Here is a 24,047-nt window from a genome sequence, read left to right as displayed (position 1 = left end):
CTGGACTGGACCACCGTGAAAACCTGAGCGAGGGGGCGCTGTCCGGTCCGGTGCGTGACGCGGGGGCCGGGCAGGCTAGTTTGCCCTGGTGAGTCTCCTCGATGATGTGGCCGAGCGCGACAGCTGGCGATGCTGGGTGTGCGACGAACAGGTCGACCCCGACATGTCGGTGAACGACCCGCGAGGGCCCAGCGTCGACAGCCGCACCGCCGACCGGAAGGCCAAGATCTCCGAGCGGCTCGCGCACCGCGGGTGCAACACCCGCAAGGGCGCGGTCAAAGTGGTCATCGCCTGGCCCGACCGCCTGCACGTGGTCGAACCCGCGCCGCTGATCACCGTCGCAGGCAGGCTGGAGCGCAAGGGCGGCCGCGAGATGGTGGCCCGCTGTCCGACCGAGCAGGACGCACGGGAAGCGGCGGATTGGCTGGTGGACCGGTTCTCCCGGCTGGTACCGGGGCTTCCGGTGACCGCCGCCGTCGAGCCGGGCGGCGGTCAGTTCCTCGTCATCCTGGCCGCCGGGCGGCGCTGACCGGCGCCGACGGGCTCACTGCCGGGAACGCCGGACCTCGACCGCCCGCCGGGCCGACCCGCCGACCGGATACCGGACGTCGCACGCCCTCATCATCTCGTCGTCGTGGGTCGCCACGATGACCGCGCAACCGCGGCGGGCCAGGCCCACGAGCAGTTCGATGACCCGCGTCCTGTTGTCTTCGTCGAGCGATGCCGTCGGCTCGTCGACGAAGACCGCCCGCGCGTCCTTGTAGAGGGCTCGCGCGATGGAGAGCCGCTGTTTCTCGCCCCCGCTGAGGTGTGAGGCCCGTTCACCCGCACGGCCGGTCAGCCCGGTCAGTTCGAGAACGGAGTTCAGCTTCTTCTCGTCTCCCACCACGCGCGAGCCGAAGACGGTCGACTTCATGACCACGTTGAAGGCGACGGACTCCTCTTCCATCACGCCGTAATCCTGCAGGACGAAAGCACCGGACTCCTTCCAGAACCGTCGCCGTTCCCTCGCCTTCCAGCCGGTGGTGTCGACCCCGTCCACCGACACCCGTCCCGAAGTGGGCCGTTGCAGCAAACCCAGGCAGTGCAGCAACGTCGTCTTACCGCAGCCACTCGGGCCGACCAAGGCCGTCAGGGATCCCTGGCCGCAGGTCAGCGAAACGTCGTGCACGATCTCCCGCCCGTCGATGACCACGGAGACGCCGTTCGCTTGTACTTCCATGGAAATCTCCCGTCTACAGTGAGCGCCGCCGGACTTCGGCGAAGGTCCAGCGAGTCGCCAGCAGATGCGCGACCGGTGACGCGAGCAGGCACAGGATCGCCGCGATCGCCGCGACCAAGGCACCTTCACCGCCGCGAAGCAGGATGACCATGAAGGCCAGCGCCGCGCCGACGAGCCATTCCGGAGCGACCCGCCCGGCCAGTATCTCCGGCCAGCGTTGTCCCGAAAGCCGCAGCGGGAAGTCCCGGCGAGCCCGCAGCACCGCCACGATGAACGCCGCGATGAGGGACGAGACCACCAGCGCCACCAGGAGGGCGATCAGCGAAACACTTTGAAGCCAGGCGAAGTACGCGGTGAACTGAGCGAGCAGGATCCCTTCTTCGGCCGCGTACTTCACGTTCGCCTTGTACTGCAGCCCGTGCTGCACGAGCAAAGCCTGGGTCGGGCCGAGCCCGGTGAACACCAGATTCCGGCTGGACGCGGCGGAAGCGAGGAAGTCGTCGTTGAGCAGGCCGTGCAGATCCGGGACGACCGCGATGACCGCGTCCTTCGGGAACACCAGCTGGCCGTTCCCTGCCAGGGCCAGCGGCAGCTGCGCCGATTCCGAGAAATGCAGGAAGGAGACCGCGCCCGTCATCTCGGCGGCGGACAAGCCACGACGCGACCACAGCGGCAGGTTCTCCCCCAGGAACTGCCGGGCACCCTCGGGGACCTGTTCGAGCGCCAGCGGCGCCAACCGGGAAGACGACCCGTTTCCCTTGTCCAGCATCAGCCGGAGCCAGCCCTCACTGACCATCGACACGGCGTCGTAGGATCCGATGTCCAGACCTTCCAGTCCCTCCCGGTCCCAGGTGTAGGAAAGCGCGACATCGCGACGCTGTTCCGCGTCGCGGACCACGTCGCCCACCGCGCCCATGATCCCCTGGAAGCCGTTCTCGCCCATCGCCGCGGGAAAGGACAGCGCGACCTGGTCGGCCAAGGACTTCCATTGGGCCTGTTGCTTGGCCGTGCTCTGGGCGTTCACGTACGCCGTGTACGCCGGCGCGACCGCGGCCAGGACCAGAACGAAGATGAGCGCCTTGAGCACCACCGAAACCGTGCGCAGTGACCTGACCGCGGGTTCTCGTTCGGCGAGCATCGCCGGACGCGGCCTGGAAGCGACCGACATCGCGAGCGCGCAGAGCATCGTCAAGCCGACGACGATGGCATCGAACAGCAGCAGGATCGACGCGTAGAGCGGCGCGAACGTCCAGCCCTGGGTGATCCCGACACACACCACGGCGATCGCGTCCACGACGACGGCGGCCAGCACCATCGAGCCGAGGAAGCCCACCAGGTCCTCGTACTGGACACGCGAGGCCGAGACCCCGCCGAGCACGCGGAGCGCCCGGCCTCTGGCCTTCACCGACAGCCAGTAGAGGACCAGCGACGCCATCAACGCGGTGGCGGCGAGCAGGCTCATGACGAAACTTCCCTGCCGCAGCACCAGTTCCAGCGTCGTCCCGAGGTCGTTGTCGTTCCACTGGGCGATCACCTGACGCGCCGTCAGCCATTCCCGGAACTCGGGCAGCTGGCCGGTCGAACCGGTGACCAGATACTCCCCGCTCGCATAGGAGTGCTCGAGTGCCGCTTTGCTTCTGATCTCGGCGCCGCTTTCGTCACCGAAACGGCTTATCCGCTCGGGCAGGTCACCCCGTGATCCCACCTTCACGAAAACCTGGCCCGACTGATCCCCGCCGAGATCCGGGGCGAGTTTGACGAGGCCGATTCCCAGCCGGTCGCTCAAATCCCCCAATCCGGCGATCGCCTCGGCGTCGGACAGGCCGGAATTGACGAAATCGAGAGTGACGACGGATTCCGCACCGAGCTCCCGCGGGTAGGTCCGGTCGTGCATCGTCGCCAGCACCGTCACCGCGACCGCCAGCAACGCGAACAGCACCGCCGAGACGGCGGCCACCACTTTTCTGTGCACCGGCTTCCTCTCGATCATTTCGCCGATCGAAGACCCGTGACCGTACCCGGCCGTCGCGCGACGGCCGGGTACGGCCGCTCATCGGATCAGCAGGTGCGGTAGTAGTAGGCGTCGTCGGCACCGGGGGTGTTGACCGCGTACTTCTCCGCGACGGACTTCCGGCCCGACGCGGTGTTGGCACTGCGCACCAGGTCCCCGTTGAGCTTCACCGAGGAACCGTGGCACTTGTTCACCGTGTAGTACGAGCGGACCTTCACGTTCCAGAAGCCGTACTCCCAGGTCCCGCCGCTCGACGGGTGCTGGGTGGTCGGGCCGGGGTGCAGCCAGGCCATCGCACTGGGTGCCGCCACGCCGAAGCCCACGAACCCGGCAGAGGCGATGATCGCCGCCGCCAGTCCCCTTCTGAACCTCTTCGTCTCCATTTTCGATTCCATGCCGAACACACTCCCCATCGTTGAACAGGCATCGATTTTTCGGATCCGAACGATCGGAGAACACGAAAGAGTGAATATGCTTCATGACCCGGAATTCATGATCACTTCGCGAAAACCCCGGAACCCCCCGCGCCGCCCCCAATCGCGCTAGGGACGCTACGAGCATCACATGATCGAGACAACCCGTGAACGAGTAACAAACCAGTAACACGCGCTTTTGTCCCGGCCTCAGCCGGTTACGTTTTTCGTAATTTACGCCGCACACTACGACGAGCGCTGCTGTTTCCGATTCGAATTCCTGAATGAGTAGTGCGCAGAGAGCACGCTTGGTGAATCGACAGCCGGTAGCGAAGGGGCCCTTCACGGACGAGCGGTTCCGGTCAGCGCGATACTCGTCAGGTTGGCCAGCGAATCGGTGCCGGGACTCAGGTAGTGGTCGTGATCGGCCACATCCGACGTGCCGAAGACGCGGGCACCGAAGGCCGGGGCCGTGGGCTTCGTGCCGTGACCGAGACCGAACAACCGGACGCCCGGCACCCACCGGATCCAGTCCTCAGTGGACTGCCCGGCCCAGACCCGCGCGGTGGTGCGCAACCGGATCACATTGTCCACCCCCATCCCCGGACTGCCGAACACCGCGATATCGGTCACCTGCCCCGGCAGGTCGCGGGCGGCCAGACCGATCACGGTCGACCCGTAGCTGTGTCCCAGCAACGCGATCGTCGCTTCCGGGCGAATCGTGGCGAGCCCGGCGATGAACCGCTTCAAGGCCACCGCACCCGCGCGCGCCGAATCCTCGCGTGCCGCGGAGATGGACACCCCGGCGGGAGTGTCGTAACCGAGCCAGGCGATCACCGCGAACCGGCCTTGCCTGCCGGCCGCTTCGTACAGATCGGCCGCTTGCACCGCGGGTGCCCGATGGCGTTTTCCGCCGACACCGGTCCAGAAGTTGTCCGCTCGCGTGGCCACGCCGGGTACCAAGACGGCTATCCGGTCGGCTGTGGACAGATCCCCGAACACCTGCGCCACTCGCCCGTTACCGCGCGGGTCGAACAGCAGGATCTGCCCTTCCTGGTCCTGGTACGGCGGCCCGGCCGCACGCATCCCCTGGTGGTTCGCCAGATACCGGAGCGACGGCGCGGCGCCGTCCAACGTGCCTATCACTCCGGGATACCGCGTCACCAGTTCACGCTGCCCGGCGGCGCTCACGGCGGCCAGAAAGCTCTGGACCGCAACAGGTTCTGCCTGTAAGGGATCCGGCAGATGCCGATCGTCGGCGAGCCACGCGGCGATACCCGGCGGCGGCGTCAGCCGCACCGCGCCAGGCGCCGCAGGCGACGGGCCCGCCATGGTCGCGAGGGCGGTGATGACGACCAGGAGATTCTTACGGCCAGGCCGGTTGCTTTCGATCACCCGGAAAACGGTGCCGATTCCAGGAGCGCGCGACATCGGCCCGCCGATCACAGTGCCCAAGGCGGCGGGTAGCCCGTCGGCGTACGTCCCCCGGCCGATGCCCGGCGGGAAACCGGCTGGCTACGATCGGCGCATGCCCGCCGAACCGCACCCGTCGCCGCCCGCACGGGGACCGGCGAAGGCCAGGACAGTCCTCGTCTGGTCCGGGCTCGTACTGTCTCCGCTCCTCCTGTTCCCGTGGATCACGCTCCGTGGCTCGTTCGACGCCGTACCGGTACTGGCCATGGCCTTGCCGTTCGGTGTCCTGCGCAGGAAACCGTGGGTGGCGCTGGGCGTCCTGCTCGTCGAGATGGTGGCGGTGGAACTGCTGCCGCTGCCACCCGCGAGCGCGTCCGGGTTGCACCAATTCCTTCGGTATCTCCAGATCGTGACCGTCGACCTCGCCGTCGGCTGCATCGCGGCCACTCACCGCCTGAAGGCCTCGGTCATGGCCGCCGCGTTCGCGCTCGCCGTCCAGCTCGCGGTGGCCGCTGCCTTCGAACTCCAGCCCGGCGATTTCGGAACCACCGCCGTTCTGTGCGTGCTCGCGATCGTCAGCGGCTGGGCGATCGGGACCGCGATCCGCCAGCGGCGGCAGTACCGCGACGCGCGGCGGGCTCAGGACGAACTCCTGGCGGTCCAGGCGGAGCGGCTGCGGATCGCCAGGGAGCTGCACGACATGATCGCGCACAGCATCGGCGCCATCGCCTTCCAGGCGGGCATGGGCAGCCGGGTCATCGAAACGCAGCAGGCGCAGGCCCGCGATGCGTTGCGCACCATCGAAAACACCAGCCGGGACACGCTGGCAGGCCTGCGCCGGATGCTCAGCGCGCTGCGCCGCCCGGAAGACGGACCCAGCACCGCCCCGCTGGGCCTGGCGCAGCTCGAAGACCTGGTCGCGCGGTCACTCGACGCCGGGGTGCGCGTGACCGTCGAGTGGCGCGGTGCTCGACGTCCGCTGCCGCCGGACATCGACCTGTCCGTGTACCGGATCATCCAGGAGGCGATCACCAACGTGACCCGGCACGCCGGCACCGACCGGTGCGAAGTGCTCATCGACCAGCAGGACGAGGACTTGACCGTCGAGGTGACCGACGACGGGCGTGGCGGTCTCCACGGCGACGGCTACGGCATCCCCGGAATGCGCGAGCGGGTCGCCCTGCTCAACGGCGAGTTCGCCGCCGGGCCCCGCCCCGAAGCCGGATTCCGGGTAGCCGCCCGGATCCCGGTCCCGGCGAGCGTCCCATGACGGTCCGGGTCGTGCTCGCCGACGATCAGCCGCTGATCCGCAGCGGCCTGCGCGTGCTCATCGCGGACACCGAAGACCTGACCGTGGTCGGCGAGGCCGCGACAGGCACCGAAGCCGTCCGGCTCGCCCATGCCGCATGCCCGGACGTGGTGGTGATGGACATCCGGATGCCGGAGATGGACGGCATCGAGGCCACCCGGCGAATCACCACCGGGACTTCCCCGCCACACGTCCTCGTGCTCACGACCTTCGACGATGACGAATCCGTCTACGGCGCCCTTCGAGCAGGCGCCGGTGGTTTCCTGGTCAAGGACATGGCGCTGGACGACATCCTCGGCGCGATCCGCGTGGTCGCCGCCGGTGACGCCCTCATTGCGCCGAGCGTCACCAGGCGCCTGATCGCGGACTTCGCAGGCCGCCCCGAGCCCGCGCCGGTGCGCCGGTCGGCCGACGGCATCACCGGACGGGAGCGCGAAGTACTGACGCTGGTCGGTCTCGGCCGGTCCAACAGCGAGATCGCCGGGGAGCTGTACATCACCGTGGCCACCGCCAAGGCACACGTGGCGCGGCTGTTCACCAAGCTCGACGCCCGCGACCGCGTCCACCTGGTCATCATCGCCTATGAGATGGGCTTGGTGACACCGCCGCGTTAGGCGCCACGTCCTCCCGCGGGCGTACGCCGGCGGGATACCGCGGATGTGGTCGCCGGGCGGATGTATCGAGGTTCTCCGGCAGGCACCTTGGGGTGACCGAAGAGAGGAACCCGATGCCCCGCCTGGACCGATCGAAGCTGACCACCGCCGTGACCACCCTGCTGGCCCGCCGGACGCCCTACCTGGAAACCGAACTGCACACGCTGCCGGGCCTGATCAGGCCCGGCGACGTATGCGTGGACGTCGGCTCGGCGGCAGGCCTGTACAGCCAGGCACTGTCCCGTCTGGCCGGACCGGCAGGACTGGTCCACAGCGTCGAACCGTTGTCCTTCTCCCATCCGGTGTGGTCCCGCGTCCTCGGCGCGTGGGAACGGCCCAACGTGATCCGCCACGCCAAGGCGCTGGGCGCCGAACCGGGGCGAGCGACGATGCGCGTACCGTTCCGGACCACCGGACCGGACACCAGCCGCTCCTTCCTGGCCTGGAAAACCCAAGGCCTGGGCTCCAATTCCGAGTTCCCGCACCACGCCGACATCGTCGTGGACGTGGACACTCTCGACGGCCTGGCCGCGAGCGCCGCGCTGACCCGGCTCGACTTCGTCAAGATCGACGTCGAAGGCGGGGAACTTCATGTACTGCAAGGCGGGCAGGAAACCATCGAGACGTTCCGGCCGACGATGCTCATCGAAATCGAAGCACGGCATATCGCGCGATACGACTACTCCGCGGATGACGTGGCGGACTGGCTGACGTGCCGCGGCTACACCATGTACGCCTGGCGGAACGGCTGGCACCCGACCGACAGAGTGTGCCCGCACACGAACAACTATCTGTTCCGCCCCACGGTGGCAAGTCCGTGAAGGCCTCCTTGAGGGACTCAGAGTCCCTCAAGGAGGCCTTCACGGACTTGCGAACGCACCCACGCCTGACGGCCGGAAGCAAATACGAGTCCGTCAGAATCGTCCGCACCACTCACGAGGCACTCGGCGTAGACTTGGATCTTCGCCTGTCTCAGAGGGGTTCGGATGAGCGTTGATTTCCTCGGCCTTCGCACCGTCGTCTACCCGGCGCCGGATCTCGCGGCCGCCAAGAAGTGGTGGACTTCGGTGCTGGGCATCGAGCCGTACTTCGACCAGCCGTTCTACGTCGGGTACACGGTCGCCGGCTACGAACTCGCGCTCGATCCCGACGGCGACCCCGAAGCCGGTCCGGTCACCTACTGGGGAGTCGAGGACGCCGAGGCCAGTGAAGAGGCCTTGCTCGCCGCCGGGGCGACCTCACATTCCGGAGTCAAAGAAGTCGGCGGGGGCATCAAGGTCGCCATCGTCCGCACTCCCGACGGCAGTCTGCTCGGCCTGATTTACAACCCGCATTTCAAGGCCGAATAGAGCAGCTCAGACGACGTCCAGCACCGCTTTGCCGTGCAGGCGGCGGTCGAGCAGCGCCGTGGCCGCCTCGTCGTGGGAGGTCCATGCCGCTCGCATGCTGATCCCCGGATCGAGACGACCGGCGGCGATCTCGGCGGCGAGCCAGGTCAGGTCCGCGGAGAAGTCTTCGGCCGGGTCGGCCAGCAAGAAGAAGGTGCGGATCGACCGGTCGTGCCGTCCGTCGGTCGGTGTCAACGCTTCGGCGGGGAAGACCGAGTCCGCCCCGGACGAGCGGCCGACACTCACCACCGTGCCCCCGGCCTGGACAGCGGCGAAAGCGTCCACGAGCTGCTGTCCCCCGACGTTCTCCAGCACCCCGGACACCGGCCGGTCCACGTGAGCCGGGTCGGCGTGCACCTCGTGCGCGCCGAGCGCCCGAAGGCCGTCCTCCATCGCGGGATTCCCGCTGATCGCGACGACTTCGGCGCCCGCGCGGGCCGCGAGCTGCACAGCGTAGCGGCCGACGCCTCCGGAAGCGCCGGTGATCATCACCCGGCGGCCGAGGAGCGGTCCCAGGCGGCGCAACACGTGCAACGCCGACAGGCCGGCGACGGGGATCGTGCTGACCGCGCCGAGGTCCGCACCGTCCGGCACGGTACCCAGCAGGGTGGCCGGGACCGCCCGTAGCTCGGCCCAGCCCGCGGTCGCGCCCAGCGTGACCACCGGGGTTCCGGCGGCGGGACCCGAACCGTCGGCCGCCGCCTCGACCACCACGCCCGCCGCGTCCCATCCGATCAGGGCGCCGTCCGGAGTACCAGGGTCGGTGGCGCCCTTGACCTCGCCGTAGTTGAGCGAAACCGCTTCCACCCGGACCAGCGCCTCGCCGGGCGCGGGAACCGGATCGGCCACGTCGGCCAGCGAGAGATGGGCTTTCGCGGCGTGGTCGACGACGAGTGCTCGCACGATCTGGTCTCCTCTGCTCAAAGTGCCACAGTGTGGCGTTTGCTCCATTGAAGCATATGCTCGCCCGAGGCGGGTCGGCTAGACTTCGGTCCATGACGACCTCCGGGGAGCCCGCGACACTGCGCGAGCGCAAGAAGCTGCGCACTCGCCAGGCCCTGGCGGAAACGGCGATCTCACTGTTCGGCGAGCGCGGTTTCGACGCCACGCCTCTCGACGCGCTGCTGGAGGCGGTGGAAGTGTCGAGGCGGACCTTCTTCCGCAACTACCGCTCGAAGGAGGACGTCGCCCTCACCGCCGTCAAGCTTCTCTGGAGCGATTTCCTTGTCACGCTGGACGAAACCGGGAAGTCCGGGTCGCTTGTGGACGTTTTCCGCGATGCGCTTCTGACCACCTTGGACCGGATGGACGACGACTGGTACCAGCGCTTCCCCGCGACGCTCCGGCTGATCGACCAGTCGGCCTCGTTGAACGGCCATTCCCTGCGGCACTGCGCGGAGATCCAGACGGAGGTCGCGGGACGGCTCGGCGACCCACGCGATCTCGAACTCCGCATGCTCATCGAATTCTGCGTGGCGACCTGGCGGTGCGCGCTGGACGAATGGTTGCCCGACTGCGCTCCCGGCGAACTGCCGGACCACGTCCGGCGCGCCTTCTCCGCCATGAAGGACAGCCTGCTCCTGCGAGCGTGACCCCGGAATCGCGGCCGCCTCAGATCGCTCCCGTCCGCAAGGCGTACGCCACCGCATGCGACCGGTTCCGCAGCTTCAACCGGGAAGTCATGGCGTAGATGATGTTCTTCACCGTCCGTTCCGAATAGGACAGTGCCGCCGCGATCGCGTTCGTGTCGAGCCCGTCGGCCATCAACCGCAGCACTTCGGTCTCACGCTCGGAAAGGTTAGTCGCGGCGGGCTCGGGAGTCCTGAGGTAATCCCGGTCGAATCGCTCGGCTTGCTCGATCAGCGTGCCGAGCGGTTTCGACGGCAGGCCCGCGGCGAACCGGACGGCGTCCGGCAACTGTTTGCCCGCCACCGCCGCACGCGGCAGGAGAGCGACCACCCGGCACTCCGCCGCGACCGGCAGCTCGCTTTCCCTGATCCGGTCGACCATCAGCACGATCGGTTTGCCCGCGCTCCGGCGTAATGCCGTGATCGCGGCGGCGGAAAGGCTTTCGAACGCGGCGATGACGACGTCGGCCTCATCGTGCCGCGAGCCGTCGACGACCTCCATGTCCGCACAGGACCCGAGATAGCTGACCATCCCGGCCGCCGTGAGGGGGTCCAGGGCACAGACCCGCACTTTCACGGCCGCCCGATCGTCGTGTCGATCAGTTCGTGGGCGAGGTCGAAGCGGACACCGTCGGGGTTGGTCAGGCCCGCGTCCTCGTACCAGGACTCGTCGGCCTCCGGATGGGGTCCGCTGACACCGACCCGGCCCTTGCCGTACGGGGCGACGACGACGGCGGCGGCTCCGTTGTCGTAGGTCGCCAGGACGGTCGCGTCCGCTCCCCCGTTCAGGCGGAAAGCCGGGCCGTCCTGGAAGTACATGTGCCGGGACTCGCCCCGCCATGTCACCTCCAGCACGGTGTCACGGTCGTCGGGGACGGTGGAGCCGGGGGAACCGGCATACCCGTAGCTGTCGCCGGGCAGCAGGCCGAACCCAGGGTCGCTTCCGGCGAGGTAGCCGCCGAAGCACAGGCCGAGGTAGCTGCCGCCTGCCTGAACCCAGTCGCGCACCACCTGGGCGGAGCCACGCAGATCCCGCCAGGTCCGCTCCAGGTCGGCACCGCCGCCGGGCTGGACGTACAACTGCGCCTCGGCCAGCGTGGCGGCGGTGAGGGGAATCCCGGTGCCGGGACCCACATACTTGACGTCGAACGGTTGCGGCGCCTTGCGCAACAACGCCGCCACCGTCGGCGCGCACTCCGTGCAGCCCTGCGGACCGTTGTACACCAGCGCGAGCCTCTTACGACCGACTTCGTCCCCGAGGGCCTGCCGTCCGCAGCCGACGGCCAGCAAAGCGGCGACGGGCAGCGCGCCGAGAAGCACCCGTCGTCGGCTCAGCCCGCTCGGCGAAGGGATGATCTTCGGATCTGTTCCAGACACTGCTTCACTCCTATCGTCGCCTTCCATGCTCGGCGCACGCGGGGGCACGCCGTCACCGGCGACCCGGCCCGAACAACCCGCCGACCGGCTGCCGCCGTCCACCCGATCGGCGGGTGCGGGCCTTCCCGCCTCGGGTGGTGCCCGCCGGCCGGGTGCGACGAGACTGGGCGCATGATTCGAGTGGTGGTCGTCGACGACGAGGAGCTGGTGCGCTCCGGGTTCCGCCTCATCCTGGAGGCCGCGGGCGACATCGAGGTCGTCGCGACCGTGACCGGTGCCGAGGCGGTCAAGGAGATCGGCCTGCACGGCCCCGACGTCGTGCTGCTCGACATCCGGATGCCCGACGTCGACGGGCTCACCGTCCTGCGGCATCTGCGTGGCCTGCGGAAAGCGCCGGCCGTGGCGATGCTGACGACCTTCGACTCCGACGAATACATCGCGACCGCGTTGCGCTCGGGCGCGGCCGGGTTCCTGCTCAAGGACACCGCCCCCGACCTGCTCGCGCATTTCGTCCGGACGCTGGCCGCCGGTGGCGTGGTGCTCTCCCCCAAGGTCACGCGCACCGTCGTCGACGGCTATCTCGAGTCGGGGGCGGGCTCGTCGGCGGCCGCGCAGGTCAGCGTGCTGTCCGAACGCGAGCGCGCGGTGCTCGTGCTCATCACGGACGGGTTGTCCAACGCGGACATCGCCGCGCGGATCCATCTGAGTGTCGGCACGGTCAAGGATCACGTGTCCGCCATCCTCACGAAACTCCGCGTCACCACCCGCGTCCAGGCCGCCCTGGTGGCGCAGCAGGCCGGTTTGCTGAGCAACGGCGACGGCCGCTCGTGAACCGGGTGCGCCCGCTGCTCGTCGACGCCGGGTTGATCGCCGTCGCCGCGATCGACGCGGGGCTGGGGCGGGCCGAGCCGCTGGCGTTCGGCGCCGCGCTGGTGGCTCTGGGGACCCTGCTGCTCCGTCGCCGGTGGCCAGTCTTCGTCTTCGCCGTCACCCTGCCCGCCCTCGCGATCTCGGGCTCGGTCATCGCGACGCTCATCGCGCTCTACTCCGTGGCACTGCTGCGGTCGAGCCGTGGCCTGCTCGTCGGATGCGGCGTACTGGCCACCGCCGGCTACCTGTTCCCCGGCCTCGATCTGCGGTTCGAGGAAACCGACGTGCTCACCGTCATCTACGCGGTCATCACCCCGGCCGCGCCGATCTTCCTCGGCAGGCTGGTGCACACCCAGCGCGAACTCACCCTGCGGCTGGACGAAATCCGGCAGGCCCGCGAACACGAACGGATCCTGGACGCCCAGGCGGTCCTCGCCAAGGAACGCACCCAGCTGGCCCGCGAAATGCACGACGTCGTTTCGCATCAGGTCAGCCTGATCGCCGTGCAGGCGGGCGCGCTCAGCGTTTCGACCGCGGACCCGGCCGCGAAAGCCACCGCCGAGAACGTCCGCAGGTTGTCGGTCGACACCCTCGACGAACTCCGCCACATGGTGAACCTGCTGCGTGCTTCGGGCAGTTCCACCACCGAGCTGATGCCCCAGCCGACGCTGTCCGACCTCGACCGCCTGATCGCCGGGAGCGGGATCGAGACGCGACGGACCGGAACGGCGCCGGACGGCATCGACACGGCCGTCCAGCGCACGATCTACCGGACCATCCAGGAAGCACTGACCAATGTGCGCAAACACGCGCCGGGAAGCACGGCGACCGTGGACATCGCGCACGACGGCGCCGATCTCACGGTGACCGTCAGCAACACCGCGGCGACCCGGCCGACGCTGGCGCTGCCCAGTGCCCGCCACGGACTGCTCGGGCTGCGGGAACGCGCGGCGTTGCTGGGCGGCACCGTGGTCACCGGCGCCGACCCCGACGGCGGCTTCCGCCTGCGGTTGCGGTTGCCCATCGCCGGTCAGCGAAGCAGCGTGGACTCCTGACAGGGACTTTCGGACAACCCTGCCGCGACAGACGGGCAATCCCCTTTCGATCGAGGAATGCGGACACGAAGCGCGGGCTTGGACCGGTCATGGTCACCCTTCGCCCGCTCGCGTCGTCCGATCTCCTCGTTTCCCCGTTGTGCCTGGGCGGGAACGTGTTCGGCTGGACAGCCGACGAAGCGGGATCGTTCGCGGTTCTCGACGCCTACCACCGCGCGGGCGGCAACTTCGTGGACACCGCCGACGCGTACATGTACCACTTCCCCGGTAACGAGGCAGGCCAGTCCGAGACCATCATCGGCAAGTGGCTCGCCGCCCGCCGTAACCGCGACGACGTGGTCGTGGCCACCAAGGTCGGCGACCACCCACGGTTCAAGGGTCTCGCACCGGCGAACATCAAGGCCGCCGCCGAGGAGTCCCTGCGACGGCTGGGCACCGACCGCATCGACCTCTACTACACCCATTTCGACGACGAGTCCGTCCCGGTCGAGGACATCGTCACCGCGCTCGACGACCTCGTGAAGGCAGGCAAGGTCCGCACGCTCGGGGCGTCCAACATCAGCCCGGAGCGCCTCGCCGCCTCGCTGGCTTTCTCCGACCGAGAGGGCCTCGCCCGCTACGCCGCGCTTCAGCCGCAGTACAACCTCGTCTCGCGCGACACTTACGAAGGCGAGCGGCGGGACATCGTCCGGCGCGAAGGGCTGGCCTGCGTCCCGTATTTCGCTCTCGCTTCCGGCTTCCTGACCGGCAAGTACCGGCCGGGGCAGACCGTCGAGAACATCCGCAATCTGCCCGGCCTCGCCGGCGGGTACGCCGATACGGAGCGGGGCATGAAGGTTCTGGCCGCCTTGGAAGAAGTCGCGACCGCCAGGGGTGTGGAGATGGCGACCGTCGCGGTGGCCTGGCTCGCGCAGCAGCCCACGGTGACCGCGCCGATCGCCTCGGCCCGTACGGTCGGGCAGTTGCCTGCCCTGCTCGCCCTGTTCGACCTGCGGCTTTCCGACGCCGAACGCCGGACGCTGACCGACGCCTCGGCCTGATCAGCTCACGTTCATCGCGGTCCGTAGAGCACGACGGTGGTGCCCCAGGGATCGCGCGCCACGGCCCGGACCTCGTGCGGGCCGCGTTCCGGTTCCCGGACGACGGATCCGCCGCCCGCCACGACGGCGGCCACCGCGGCGGCCACGTCGGGCACCTTGAACGAGGCCGCGGGCACCCCACCGGTGACGTCCTCGGCGGGGCCGGCGAGAGCCAGTGTGGTGCCGCCCGCGTCGAGGGCCGCGTAGCGGTCTCCGTCCACGAATTTCGTTTCCAGGCCGAGGGCGGTCGAGTAGAACCGGACGGCGGCGTCGACATCCGGCACCGGGTGCAGCACGTTCCCGATCCTGGCAGGCTCGTTCTTCGCGTTCTCGCTCATGAGGCGACCGTAGCGGTTTTCACCCCGCCGACGGCGGGACATCTCAGCGCACGAGGCCGGATTCCCAGGCCCACACGGCGATTTCGGTGCGGTTGCGGGCCGCGATCTTGCGCTGGATCGACGCGAGATGGGTCTTCACCGTCGACAGGGAGATCGTCAGCTCGCCGGTGATCTCGGCGTTCGTCCGGCCGCGCGCGACGGCTTTGACGACTTCCAGTTCGCGGTGGGTCAGCGCGGGATCGGCACGGCGGGCGCGGCGTTTGGCCGACGTGGCGGTGAAATGGGCCAGCAGCCGGGTGGTGATCGACGGCGAGACCAGGGCTTCACCGTTCGCCGCCGCGTGCACCGCCTCCACCAGCAGCCCCGGACCGGCGTCCTTCAGCAGGAAACCGCAGGCCCCGGCGCACAGGGCCTCGTGCACCAGTTCGTCGAGATCGAAAGTGGTGACGACCAAGACGCGCAACGGATCTTCGACGTCGGGACCGGCCAGCCGCCGGGTGGCCGCGAGACCGTCGACCAGCGGCATGCGGATGTCCATCAGCGTGACGTCCGGGCGCAGCCGCTTGGCCAGCTCGACCGCCTGCTCTCCGTTCTGCGCCTCGCCGACGACTTCCAGCCCTGGCACCCGCTCCAGGATCAGCCGGAATCCCGTGCGTACCAAGGCCTGGTCGTCGGCCAGCAGCACTCGCAGTGTCACCGCGCGGATCCCCTTTCCGGTGCGGCGGTGGCCGACACCCCGCCCGGCAGCGGCAGTTCGGCGAGGACCCGCCAGCCGCGTTCCCCGTGTCCCCCGGCGGTCAGCGTGCCGTCCAGCGCCGAGATCCGCTCGGCCATCCCGATCAGGCCGTAGCCGCCCGGCGAGCGCCGCACCCTGCCGGGCCGGAGCCCGTCGTTGCCGACCTCGACCCGGAGACACCGGCGGTCGTCGGCGGGCTCGACCACGACGGTGACCCGGCGGGCGTCGGGCGCGTGCCTGCGCACGTTGTTCAGCGATTCGAGAACCACCCGGTGGACGGTGGACACCGTTTCCGGTGCGACCGCGAGATCCTCGAGCCCGTCCGCCAGCAGCACCGTGACCCCCTCGTCGTCGCCGACCGCCGCTTCGATGGTCTCCACCAAGCCGCCCACGGTGACCTGCGACGCGAGTTCGGGGCTGCGCAACATCATGACCAGCCGCCGTACCGCGCCGAGGGCTTCCGCGCCCGCCTGCTCGATCTCCTTGATCAGATCGTGTTCCGGCCCGTCCGCCAGTACGACGCCCGCGGCCTGGGTGCGGACCACGACCCCGGTGATGTGGTGCGCCACCAGATCGTGCAGTTCCCTTGCCAGCGCGAGTCGTTCCCGGTCACGGGTCGCGGCCAGCGCCGCTTCGCGACGGGCGTCGCCGTCCCGGAGGATCAGCCCGACGATGACACTGCAGCCCCACAGCAAAGCCCACACCACCGCGACGGTCAGCGTCGTGGACGTACCGCCGAAGCGCAGGACCGGAGCCCCGGCCATGGTCAGCCCGCCGAGCACCGCGAGCACGGCGGCGTGACCACGCGGCAGCCGGTGGCATGCCGCCCCGACCAGCACCGCCAGCGCCACCGCCTCCGTGTCACCGCTGACCTCCGCGGCCGGCCGGCTCAGGAATCCCGCCGCGCTGCAGACCAGCGAAAGCGCGATCCCCGACGTGGTCAGCGCCGCCGTCCGTGCCGGGAAACGGCGTCGCAGCAACGCGAGCACACCCAGCAGCAGACCGGACGCGAAGTAGAGCACCTCGCCCGCCGGGGCCGGACCGGGCACGATCAGGCGGCGCACCAGCTGTTCGATGTTCAATCCGGCCAGCACCACGACCTCGGCGATCACCAGACCGCGGACGGGTGGTGGTGCGGCGGTCGGAAGCACGCGGCCGTCCTTCCTGGTTCGCGGGTCCGGTGATCATCATGCCTCAGCGGCCGTGGAGACGCCGGATGCGCCGACGGCACCCGGCGTCCCGGTGGTCATCGTGGTTCGGCCGCGCACTTCAGGTCGTGCTCCGGGCGCTGTCCCGTGGTCAGGAACGTGGTCGCCACCGTGTCGGCGCATTTGTTGCCGACGTAGGGATAGACGCCGTGCCCGCCCGCGTCGACGGTGACCATGCGCGCCCTGTCGCCGAACGCGTGCCGCAGCTTCTCGGCACCCGCCAGCGGGGTCGCCGGGTCACGCCGGTTCTGCAGCATGAGGACGTTGGACGGACCCCGGTCACCGACGCGCACCGGCGGCTCGGTCGGCGCGGGCCAGAACGCGCACGGCTGGACGTTGGCCCCGGCGGCGCCGAACATCGGATGGCGGAGCCGGTCGATCGCCACGGTGCGCTGATAGGTTCCGACCGAGCCGGGCCAGCGGGAATCGTTGCAGATCATGTAATAGCGGCCGGAGACCAGGTTCTCCACGCCGGGTACTTCGCCAGGACCCATCGGCGGGAGCGGCTGGTCGTTGTCGAGCGCCTGCCAGATCTTGCCGACGAGCGGCATCCCCGCGTCGCTGAAGAGGAAACCCCACGTGAGCATCCGGAACGTCGGGCCGTCGATGTCACGGACCGGGGCTTTGTCCAGCCGTGCGGCGAGGTCGAAGTACTTCGCGGTGATCTCCTCCGGGGTGGTGCCGAGCCCGTATTCGGGGTGGGCGGCGGCGAACTTGGCGAAGTCCGGGAAACGGTCGTCGAAGCCCTGGGCGTAGATCCGGTCGTTCGCGTAGTCCCAGCCGTCCGGGCCGACGTTGCTGTCGAGCATGATCCGGTCGCTGCGCTGCGGGTACAGCGTGGTGTACACGGCGCCGAGGTGAGTCCCCCACGAGTAGCCCGCGAAGGAGATCTTCGGTTCGCCCAGCGCGGCCCGGATGCGGTCCATGTCCCGCGCGGTGTTCGCCGTGCTGACGTGCGGCAGCATCCCCGCCGTCTTCGAAGTGGCGCACTGCCGCGCGATGGCCTTCGACTGCTCGGCCCGCTTCGTGACGTCGGCGGCGTCACGCGCGTACGGCGGGACGTTGCCCACCGCGCTCTGCTCCGGCGTCAGGTCACAGGTCACCGGGGTGCTGTGCCCGATCCCCCGCGGGTCGAACCCGATCAGGTCGTAGCTGTCCAGCACGCTTTGCGGCATCTTCGCCGCCGTCAGTTCGGCGGGGAACTTCAGCCCGGACGACGGACCGCCCGGATTGGTCAGCAGCACCCCGCGACGCTGCGCGGGGTTCTTGCTCGGCAGCCGGGAGATCGCGATGTCGATCTGCCTGCCACCGGGATCCTGGTAGTCGAGCGGGACCTTGATCGTCGAACACTCCAGGCCGGGCGCCGAGGCGTCCGCTGGGCACGGCCCCCACCGCACCGTCTCCGTCTCCGCTCCGGCCGGTGCCGCGGCGGCCGCTGCCGCCGCCAGGATGGCGATCGCGAGCGCGATGGACCACGTCTTCCTCATCCGAGACCCCTCTTCCGATCTGTTGGCGAATCTCCATCCTGTTCACCGGACGGTGAACGCACATCGAGCGCGCGAATGGTTCCGCCACCGCCTTTGGTCGGCCAAAAGGACTAGGCCTCGTGAGTGGCTAGGGCGGTTAGAGAGGGGTAAGTCAAACGTGTCCTGGCGGGCGGCGAGTCCGTGAAGGCATCCTTCGCGTCAAGCCCTGCCGGGTTCGGGTGCCCCCGCGCCGTGCTTCAGGATGTCCCAAAGGGGGCCTTCAGGACGTTGACCGTCCCACAGGGGGCCTTCAAGACATGACGTCGAGTCACCCGATCCCAGGTCGCCCCCAACGGCACGACACGTTTGCCTTACCTCTCAAGATAGAACCGCCTTTACCACTCACGAGGGGCAGCGGTCAGAGCATCGCGTTCACACCGGTCAGGTCGCGGCCGATCAACAGCTTCTGCACCTGGCTGGTGCCTTCGTACAAGGTCAGCACACGGGCGTCGCGCAGGTACTTGCCGACCGGGAACTCGTCGATGAACCCGTAGCCGCCGAAGACCTGGAGACAGTTGTTGCTGACGCGCACCGCGGCCTCGCTCGCGTGGTACTTCGCGATGGACGCGTCGGTCGCGTAATCCTTCGGCGAGACACCGGAATCGGCGATCCGCGCCACGTGGTGGGTCAGCAGGCGGGCGGCGCGGACGTCCACCGCGGAATCGGCGAGCAGTTCCTGCACCAGCTGGAACGACGCGATCGGGCGGCCGAACTGGGTGCGTTCGGTGGAATACCGCACGGCGGCGTTCACGGCGGCCTGCGCCAGCCCGACAGCGCCTGCCGCGACCGAAATCCGGCCGCGGGACAGCGCTCCCAGCGCGATCCCCAGACCGCGGTCGACCTCGCCCAGCCGTGCCGAATCGGGCACGCGCACGCCGTCGAAGGTCAGCTCCGCGGTCGCCTGGCCGCGCAGGCCGAGCTTGCCGTGGATCTCCCGCGCGGTCAGGCCCGGCGAGTCGGTCGGCACCAGGAAGGCGGTGAGGCCGCGTTCGCTGGTACGGGCGAAGGTCAGCGCCACCTGCGCCCAGGTTCCGTTGGTGATGAACATCTTTCCGCCGTCGAGGATCCAGTCGCCGCCGTCGCGGGTGGCGCGGGTGCTGACCGACGCCGCGTCGGAACCGGTGCCCGGCTCGGTGAGGGCGAAGCAGCCGAGTGCGTCGCCGCTGACGAGGCGGGGCAGCCACTCTGCCCGCTGCTCGTCCGTCCCGTGCGTCACGATGGTCTTGGTGACCAGACCAAGCGACACCGACACGATCCCGCGCACCGCGGAATCGCCGCGCCCCAGTTCCTCGGTCACCAGGACGTAGGACAGCATGTCCGCGTCCACCCCGCCGTAGGTCTCGGGGACCATCAAGCCGAGGAAACCCAGCTCTCCCAAGCGTTTCACGATGCCGCGATCGACCTGTTCGGCACGATCCCATTCCGCCGCGTGCGGGGCGATCTCCTCGTCGACGAACCGCGCGGCCATGGCGCGGATGTCGCGCTGTGTCTCGGCGAGGCCGAAATCCGGTGAAATCACGATGCTTCCTTCTCCAGCGGGTAGGCGGATGCGGTCAAGGGCAGGCCGAGTTCTGCTCGTTCCCGCAGCCAGCGCGTCGGCCGGTAGCGCGGGTCACCGGTGCTCTCGTGCAGCCGGTTCTGGAGTTCGAGCAGGCGGACGGCTCCGACGCGATCACCCCAGGCGAGCGGTCCGGCCGGATAGCCGAGCGCGGCCGTGACGGCCAAGTCGATGTCCTCCGGTGCGGCCAGCGAACGTTCCGCGATCGACGCCGCGACCGAGACGATCGACGCGAGCAGCCGCTGGGCGATCGAACCGGCGGTGTCCCGCACCACCGACACCGCTTCCGCGCCCAAGGCGCCGACGGCCGCATGGACCGCGTCCGGGTCCGACGCCGGTGTCACCGCCAGCACCCGGCGGCGGGTGGTCAGCGAAAGCGGATCGACGCCGAAGGTGCGGGACGCGGGCAGCCCGTGCGCGGCGATCTCCGCCGAAACCGTGGTGCCCCAGGTCGGCACCAGCACAACTGCGTCGGAAGTCAGCTCGTCCGACGCCGCCGGTAGCGCCGCGCGCAAGGCCTCGGCGTCCGGTCCCGAACCGGCGATCCACAGTGGACACTCGGTGGCGACGACGGCTGCTTCCGGGGTGGCCTCGGCGCCGGGCCGGTGGTCGTAGAACCCGCGGCCGCTCTTGCGGCCGAACAGGCCGGCTGCCACCCGGTTCGGGGTGAGGAACGAGGGCCGCAGCCGGTCGGAGTGCCGGAACCCGGTCCAGATCGAGTCGATGACGGCGGCCGTGACGTCGAGGCCGGTCAGGTCCATCAGTTCGAACGGGCCCATCCGCAGGCCGAGGACATCACGAGCGATCCGGTCGATCACCACCGGTTCGGCGGCGGAGTCCTCCAGCAAAGCGAACGCCTCGGTGACCAGCCCGCGCCCCGCGTGGTTGACCAGGAAGCCGGGGGTGTCGGCGACCGTCACCGCATGGTGGCCGGACGCGTGCACCAGTTCGGCCAGTACGCCGGGAATGCCGGGGCGGGTGGCCGCACCCGGCACCACCTCGACGATCTTCATCAGCGGTACCGGGTTGAAGAAGTGCAGCCCGGCCAGCCGCGACGGATCGGCCAGTGTCGCGGCGATCCGGGTGACCGGCAGCGAGGACGTGTTCGTCGCGAAGATCGTCGTGGACGGCAGCACCGCCTCCAGCTCACCGAAGAGGGCGGCCTTGGTGTCGAGGTCTTCGCGGACGGCCTCGATCACCAGGTCCACATCGTCACCCGGCGCCGAAACCGCGTCCAACGGCACGAGCCTGGCGCGAACGGCGCCCGACTCGGCTTCCGTCATGCGCCCCTTGACGACAGCGCGGTCGAGCAGCTGCCCGACGAAGTCGATCGCCTCGCCGACCGCCTCCGGCCTGGCGTCGGCGAGTTCGACGGTATGCCCGGCGGTCGCCGCCCACTGGGCGATCCCCCGGCCCATCACGCCGGTTCCGATGATCCTGATCCGCATGTTCACTCCTCAGCGCAGGTAGACGCGACCGGGGTCGACTTCTTCGCGCAGCCGCCGGAGTTCGGCGGCCGCGGGCGGCTCGATCGTGGCCAGGTCTCCGGCGACCTCCAGCGGCCAGCCGGTGGCCGCGCGCACCTGGTCGGCCGTCACGCCGGGATGGACGGCGACCAGCCGCAGCGGCTCGCCCACCCCCGGCCGCGCGAGGATCCCGAGTTCGGTGATCACCCTGGTGACCCCCGCTCCCAGCGGACGGATACCGTCGGCCAGCGCGCGATCAGGGCCGGGTGAGGTGCAGAAGTCCAGCTCGTCCACAAAGGACCTCGGATCGTGGCGGCGCATCACGACGAAGACCTCGCCGGAGTTGGCCATCACCTCCATCGCGCCGCCGGGGCCGGGCAGCCGCACCGCGGGTTCGGACCAGTCCCCGATCACCGACGAGTTCAGGTTCCCCCACCGGTCGATCTGCGCGGCGCCGAGGAAGCCGACGTCGATATGCCCGCCCTGCAGTACGTTCCCGAAGAGCGCGGGCATCGACAGCACAGCTTCGGCACCGGTGATCAGGACGGCGTCGGCGATCGTTTCCGGCAGCTGCGAAGGGTGCGCGCCGCAGACCCCGGACTCGTAGACGATCTCCAGTTCCGGCGCGACCGTGAGGTGCGCCAGTGACGCCGCCAGGGTGGGCAGGCCGATCCCGGCGAACACGGTGCGTTTCCCTGCCAGTTCACGGGAAGCCACCACCGAAAGCAGTTCGGACGAGGTAATGTCCTTTGTGGACGTCATCGCGCGTTCTCCCGTCGCTTCCCGTAGTTCACCGGCAGGCTCAGCGCGTCGTCGACGGCGAGGCCCGCCCAGTACCGCTCCCCCAGTTTCGCCACGTACTCCGTGTGATCCTTCGTGCCGAAGACCCACTCCGCCAGCCATGCTCGCAGGCGCGCCGGATCCGCGCTGATCGCCGACCAGCCGCGGTAGAACGCGTTGTCACGGTCGTAGTACCCCTGTGCGAACGACGGGTGCGCGCCGCGCGGGCAGGCCACCACGGCGTCGACCGCGTGCGAGGGAACGATCGTGCGGTTGGGATCGCGGCGGATGACGTCGTCGTCGACGATCTCCTCGACCACCACCACGGCCTTCTTCGCCGCGTACACGGCTTCGGCCTGGATGCCGGTCAGGCCCCAGATCTGGGTGTTGCCCGAACGGTCCGCCCGCTGGGCGTGGACGATCGTCACGTCCGGGTTGACCGGCGGCACCACGTAGACCTGCTCGCCGTCGTCGTAGGGCGAGCGCACCTTGCGGAGGCCGGGGTTGACCGACGGCAGATCGCTGCCCCCGTACGAGCGCACCGGGTAGAACGGCAGCCGCTGAGCACCGGCCAGGTAGCGGCCGATCATCCCGTAGTGGCTGTACTCCTCGAATTCCAGCGGTTCGGGATCGGCGCGCTCGATCCGCCGCCGCAGTTCCCCGAGCGAGCCCGCCGAGGAGTTGCCGACGAACGAGGACACCAGTTTGCGCACGCAGCCGCCCGCGAGCATCTGGTCCACGACGATGTCCGCGGTCATCCGGACCACGGTGAGGTCGCGGCGGCCCTGCCGGATGATCTCGTGCCCCGCCGCGGTCGGGATCAGATGCGTGAACCCTTCGAGCGCGACGGTGTCGCCGTCGTGGACGAAGGCGGCGATGGCCTCGGCCATCGTGGTGGTCTTGTCGGTCACGGGTTCACCGTGCCAGGTGGCATTGTGCAGAGTCCAATACCGAATTAAGGTCGGATTGATACTGAGCTGAGAATAATCGAGGTGCGACATGGAGTTCCGTCATCTGAACGCCTTCCTGGCGGTGGCCGAGGAGCTGCATTTCGGCCGCGCCGCGAAGCGCCTGCAGATGGCCCAGCCGCCGCTGAGCCAGCAGATCCGCCAGCTGGAACGCGAGCTCGGGGTCGCCCTGTTCGAACGCAACACCCGGTCGGTGCGTCTCACCAGCGCGGGTGAGTCGTTCCTCGCGCCGGTGCGCACCGTGCTCGACGACGTCGACCTGGCCACCCGCGCCGCGAAGGCGGCGGGCCGCGGCGAGTTCGGCCGGGTGACCGTCGGTTTCGCCGGAGCGTCGAGCCACGAGTCGCTTCCGCTGCTGACCAGGGCGGTGCGGGCCGCGCATCCGGGGCTCGAACTGGTGATGCGCGGGCAGACCTACGCCAACGTGGCCCTCGACCGCGTCGCGGACGGCTCGCTGGACCTCGGCTTCGTCCGCCTGCCGGTCACGCAGCCGGGAGTGCGGGCCAGGGTGATCGACGAAGAGGAGCTGATCTGCGCGCTGCCGTCGGATCACCGGCTGGCGGACTACGACCGCATCCCCATCGGGGAACTGGCCTCCGAGTCGTTCGTCAGCTTCCCCGCGAACGCGGGTTCCACGGTTCGCGAGGCCACCGTCAAGGCCTGCACCGAAGGCGGGTTCACCCCGAAGGTGGTCCAGGAGGCGCCGGACTCGTACACGATCCTGGCGCTGGTCGCGGCGGGCGTCGGCGTGACGCTGACCCTGACGTCCTGCCAGCACATCCAGCAGACCGGGCTGGTCTACCGGCGCCTCGCCGGGAAGGCGATGCGGCTGCAGGCGGCGCTGGCCTGGCGCGCCGACAACCCGTCCGCCGCGCTGCGGACCGTGCTCGCGGTCGCCAAGGAGGCACTGCCCACGCCCAGCGGGGATTGATACGCAGCGGCACATACTGAGTGGCCTATTCAGTATTGGACGTGTCTCGGTGGCGGCTGGCATGGTTCCGGCCAGACAGGGACGTTGGCGCCGGGGGCCGCCGTGCCCTGGAACAACG

General features: G+C 69.4%; 25 protein-coding genes. 10 read left to right on the top strand and 15 right to left on the bottom strand.

All coding sequences use genetic code 11. From position 1 onward, the window contains the following. Positions 1-88 precede the first annotated feature (88 nt). Positions 89-529 carry a hypothetical protein gene (locus AMYAL_RS0128830; RefSeq protein WP_026467549.1) on the top strand — a complete coding sequence of 147 codons (441 nt, stop codon included), beginning with the start codon at positions 89-91 and terminating at the stop codon, positions 527-529. A 15-nt stretch (positions 530-544) separates the two neighbouring features. On the opposite strand, the gene AMYAL_RS46285 is transcribed toward AMYAL_RS0128830, so the two are convergent. The 4 genes from AMYAL_RS46285 to AMYAL_RS0128810 all read right to left on the bottom strand — a co-directional run bounded on the left by AMYAL_RS46285 (position 545) and on the right by AMYAL_RS0128810 (position 5,041). Next, positions 545-1,222 (bottom strand): ABC transporter ATP-binding protein, encoded by a 678-nt coding sequence (locus AMYAL_RS46285; protein ID WP_020634747.1) that lies wholly within the window; start codon positions 1,220-1,222, stop codon positions 545-547. Between the two features lie 13 nt (positions 1,223-1,235). Continuing rightward, positions 1,236-3,212, bottom strand: a complete 1,977-nt coding sequence (locus AMYAL_RS0128820) for a hypothetical protein (RefSeq protein ID WP_020634746.1) — start codon at positions 3,210-3,212, stop codon at positions 1,236-1,238. 68 nt (positions 3,213-3,280) lie between these two features. Continuing rightward, complete coding sequence (locus AMYAL_RS0128815) at positions 3,281-3,616, bottom strand: lactococcin 972 family bacteriocin (RefSeq protein WP_143267721.1); 336 nt, start codon at positions 3,614-3,616, stop codon at positions 3,281-3,283. Positions 3,617-3,988: 372 nt separating this feature from the next. Beyond that, entirely contained in the window at positions 3,989-5,041 is a 1,053-nt protein-coding gene (locus AMYAL_RS0128810) for an alpha/beta hydrolase (RefSeq protein ID WP_167336160.1), read from the bottom strand. Between the two features lie 10 nt (positions 5,042-5,051). Here AMYAL_RS0128810 and AMYAL_RS46280 point away from each other — a divergent pair, with 10 nt between their 5' ends. From AMYAL_RS46280 to AMYAL_RS0128790, 4 genes are all read left to right on the top strand, one after another. Continuing rightward, a complete protein-coding gene (locus tag AMYAL_RS46280) occupies positions 5,052-6,329 on the top strand; it encodes a sensor histidine kinase (protein ID WP_209447251.1) in 1,278 nt (425 codons plus the stop codon). Beyond that, positions 6,326-6,982 carry a response regulator gene (locus AMYAL_RS0128800; RefSeq protein WP_020634742.1) on the top strand — a complete coding sequence of 219 codons (657 nt, stop codon included), beginning with the start codon at positions 6,326-6,328 and terminating at the stop codon, positions 6,980-6,982. Before AMYAL_RS46280 ends, AMYAL_RS0128800 begins: the two co-directional genes overlap by 4 nt. A 113-nt stretch (positions 6,983-7,095) precedes the next feature. After that, complete coding sequence (locus AMYAL_RS0128795; protein WP_020634741.1) at positions 7,096-7,842, top strand: FkbM family methyltransferase; 747 nt, start codon at positions 7,096-7,098, stop codon at positions 7,840-7,842. A gap of 165 nt (positions 7,843-8,007) precedes the next feature. Beyond that, positions 8,008-8,370 carry a VOC family protein gene (locus AMYAL_RS0128790; RefSeq protein ID WP_020634740.1) on the top strand — a complete coding sequence of 121 codons (363 nt, stop codon included), beginning with the start codon at positions 8,008-8,010 and terminating at the stop codon, positions 8,368-8,370. A gap of 6 nt (positions 8,371-8,376) precedes the next feature. On the opposite strand, the gene AMYAL_RS0128785 is transcribed toward AMYAL_RS0128790, so the two are convergent. Further along, positions 8,377-9,312 carry a zinc-binding dehydrogenase gene (locus tag AMYAL_RS0128785; protein WP_020634739.1) on the bottom strand — a complete coding sequence of 312 codons (936 nt, stop codon included), beginning with the start codon at positions 9,310-9,312 and terminating at the stop codon, positions 8,377-8,379. Positions 9,313-9,404: 92 nt separating this feature from the next. On the opposite strand from AMYAL_RS0128785, the gene AMYAL_RS0128780 reads away from it, so the two are divergent. Next, positions 9,405-10,001, top strand: coding sequence for a TetR family transcriptional regulator (locus tag AMYAL_RS0128780; protein WP_020634738.1), 597 nt, complete (start codon positions 9,405-9,407; stop codon positions 9,999-10,001). 19 nt (positions 10,002-10,020) lie between these two features. Here the strand turns inward: AMYAL_RS0128780 and AMYAL_RS0128775 are convergent, their stop codons facing one another. After that, the gene (locus AMYAL_RS0128775; protein ID WP_051137709.1) at positions 10,021-10,569 is read right to left on the bottom strand and encodes a helix-turn-helix transcriptional regulator; all 549 of its coding nucleotides are present in this window, start codon (positions 10,567-10,569) and stop codon (positions 10,021-10,023) included. A 41-nt stretch (positions 10,570-10,610) separates the two neighbouring features. Then, positions 10,611-11,414 carry a BPL-N domain-containing protein gene (locus AMYAL_RS0128770; protein ID WP_245193111.1) on the bottom strand — a complete coding sequence of 268 codons (804 nt, stop codon included), beginning with the start codon at positions 11,412-11,414 and terminating at the stop codon, positions 10,611-10,613. Between the two features lie 180 nt (positions 11,415-11,594). On the opposite strand from AMYAL_RS0128770, the gene AMYAL_RS0128765 reads away from it, so the two are divergent. The 3 genes from AMYAL_RS0128765 to AMYAL_RS0128755 all read left to right on the top strand — a co-directional run bounded on the left by AMYAL_RS0128765 (position 11,595) and on the right by AMYAL_RS0128755 (position 14,379). Next, positions 11,595-12,245, top strand: a complete 651-nt coding sequence (locus AMYAL_RS0128765; protein ID WP_020634735.1) for a response regulator — start codon at positions 11,595-11,597, stop codon at positions 12,243-12,245. Further along, positions 12,242-13,339 (top strand): sensor histidine kinase, encoded by a 1,098-nt coding sequence (locus AMYAL_RS0128760; protein ID WP_020634734.1) that lies wholly within the window; start codon positions 12,242-12,244, stop codon positions 13,337-13,339. The genes AMYAL_RS0128765 and AMYAL_RS0128760 overlap by 4 nt, the downstream gene beginning before the upstream one ends. A gap of 89 nt (positions 13,340-13,428) precedes the next feature. Further along, a complete protein-coding gene (locus AMYAL_RS0128755; RefSeq protein WP_020634733.1) occupies positions 13,429-14,379 on the top strand; it encodes an aldo/keto reductase in 951 nt (316 codons plus the stop codon). Between the two features lie 11 nt (positions 14,380-14,390). Here the strand turns inward: AMYAL_RS0128755 and AMYAL_RS0128750 are convergent, their stop codons facing one another. The 8 genes from AMYAL_RS0128750 to AMYAL_RS0128715 all read right to left on the bottom strand — a co-directional run bounded on the left by AMYAL_RS0128750 (position 14,391) and on the right by AMYAL_RS0128715 (position 22,920). Further along, a complete protein-coding gene (locus AMYAL_RS0128750; protein WP_020634732.1) occupies positions 14,391-14,756 on the bottom strand; it encodes a VOC family protein in 366 nt (121 codons plus the stop codon). 43 nt (positions 14,757-14,799) lie between these two features. Continuing rightward, positions 14,800-15,453 (bottom strand): response regulator, encoded by a 654-nt coding sequence (locus tag AMYAL_RS0128745; RefSeq protein ID WP_026467542.1) that lies wholly within the window; start codon positions 15,451-15,453, stop codon positions 14,800-14,802. Beyond that, entirely contained in the window at positions 15,450-16,643 is a 1,194-nt protein-coding gene (locus tag AMYAL_RS0128740; protein WP_020634730.1) for a sensor histidine kinase, read from the bottom strand. Before AMYAL_RS0128740 ends, AMYAL_RS0128745 begins: the two co-directional genes overlap by 4 nt. Positions 16,644-16,738: 95 nt before the next feature. Next, the gene (locus AMYAL_RS0128735; RefSeq protein ID WP_020634729.1) at positions 16,739-18,187 is read right to left on the bottom strand and encodes an alpha/beta hydrolase; all 1,449 of its coding nucleotides are present in this window, start codon (positions 18,185-18,187) and stop codon (positions 16,739-16,741) included. A 397-nt stretch (positions 18,188-18,584) separates the two neighbouring features. After that, complete coding sequence (locus tag AMYAL_RS0128730) at positions 18,585-19,745, bottom strand: acyl-CoA dehydrogenase family protein (protein WP_020634728.1); 1,161 nt, start codon at positions 19,743-19,745, stop codon at positions 18,585-18,587. Beyond that, the gene (locus tag AMYAL_RS0128725) at positions 19,742-21,232 is read right to left on the bottom strand and encodes a 3-hydroxyacyl-CoA dehydrogenase (protein ID WP_026467541.1); all 1,491 of its coding nucleotides are present in this window, start codon (positions 21,230-21,232) and stop codon (positions 19,742-19,744) included. The genes AMYAL_RS0128730 and AMYAL_RS0128725 overlap by 4 nt, the downstream gene beginning before the upstream one ends. Positions 21,233-21,241: 9 nt before the next feature. Continuing rightward, the gene (locus AMYAL_RS0128720) at positions 21,242-22,012 is read right to left on the bottom strand and encodes a CoA-transferase subunit beta (protein ID WP_020634726.1); all 771 of its coding nucleotides are present in this window, start codon (positions 22,010-22,012) and stop codon (positions 21,242-21,244) included. Beyond that, a complete protein-coding gene (locus AMYAL_RS0128715; RefSeq protein WP_039795826.1) occupies positions 22,009-22,920 on the bottom strand; it encodes a CoA transferase subunit A in 912 nt (303 codons plus the stop codon). The genes AMYAL_RS0128720 and AMYAL_RS0128715 overlap by 4 nt, the downstream gene beginning before the upstream one ends. Positions 22,921-23,029: 109 nt before the next feature. Between AMYAL_RS0128715 and AMYAL_RS0128710 the strand changes: the two genes are divergently transcribed. Then, positions 23,030-23,929 carry a LysR family transcriptional regulator gene (locus AMYAL_RS0128710; RefSeq protein WP_020634724.1) on the top strand — a complete coding sequence of 300 codons (900 nt, stop codon included), beginning with the start codon at positions 23,030-23,032 and terminating at the stop codon, positions 23,927-23,929. Positions 23,930-24,047 lie beyond the last annotated feature (118 nt).

It is taken from the genome of Amycolatopsis alba DSM 44262, from assembly GCF_000384215.1.
GTDB lineage: Bacteria > Actinomycetota > Actinomycetes > Mycobacteriales > Pseudonocardiaceae > Amycolatopsis > Amycolatopsis alba.
Note: the sequence above shows the minus strand (reverse complement) of the source record. Positions and strands in the feature narration are given on the sequence as shown.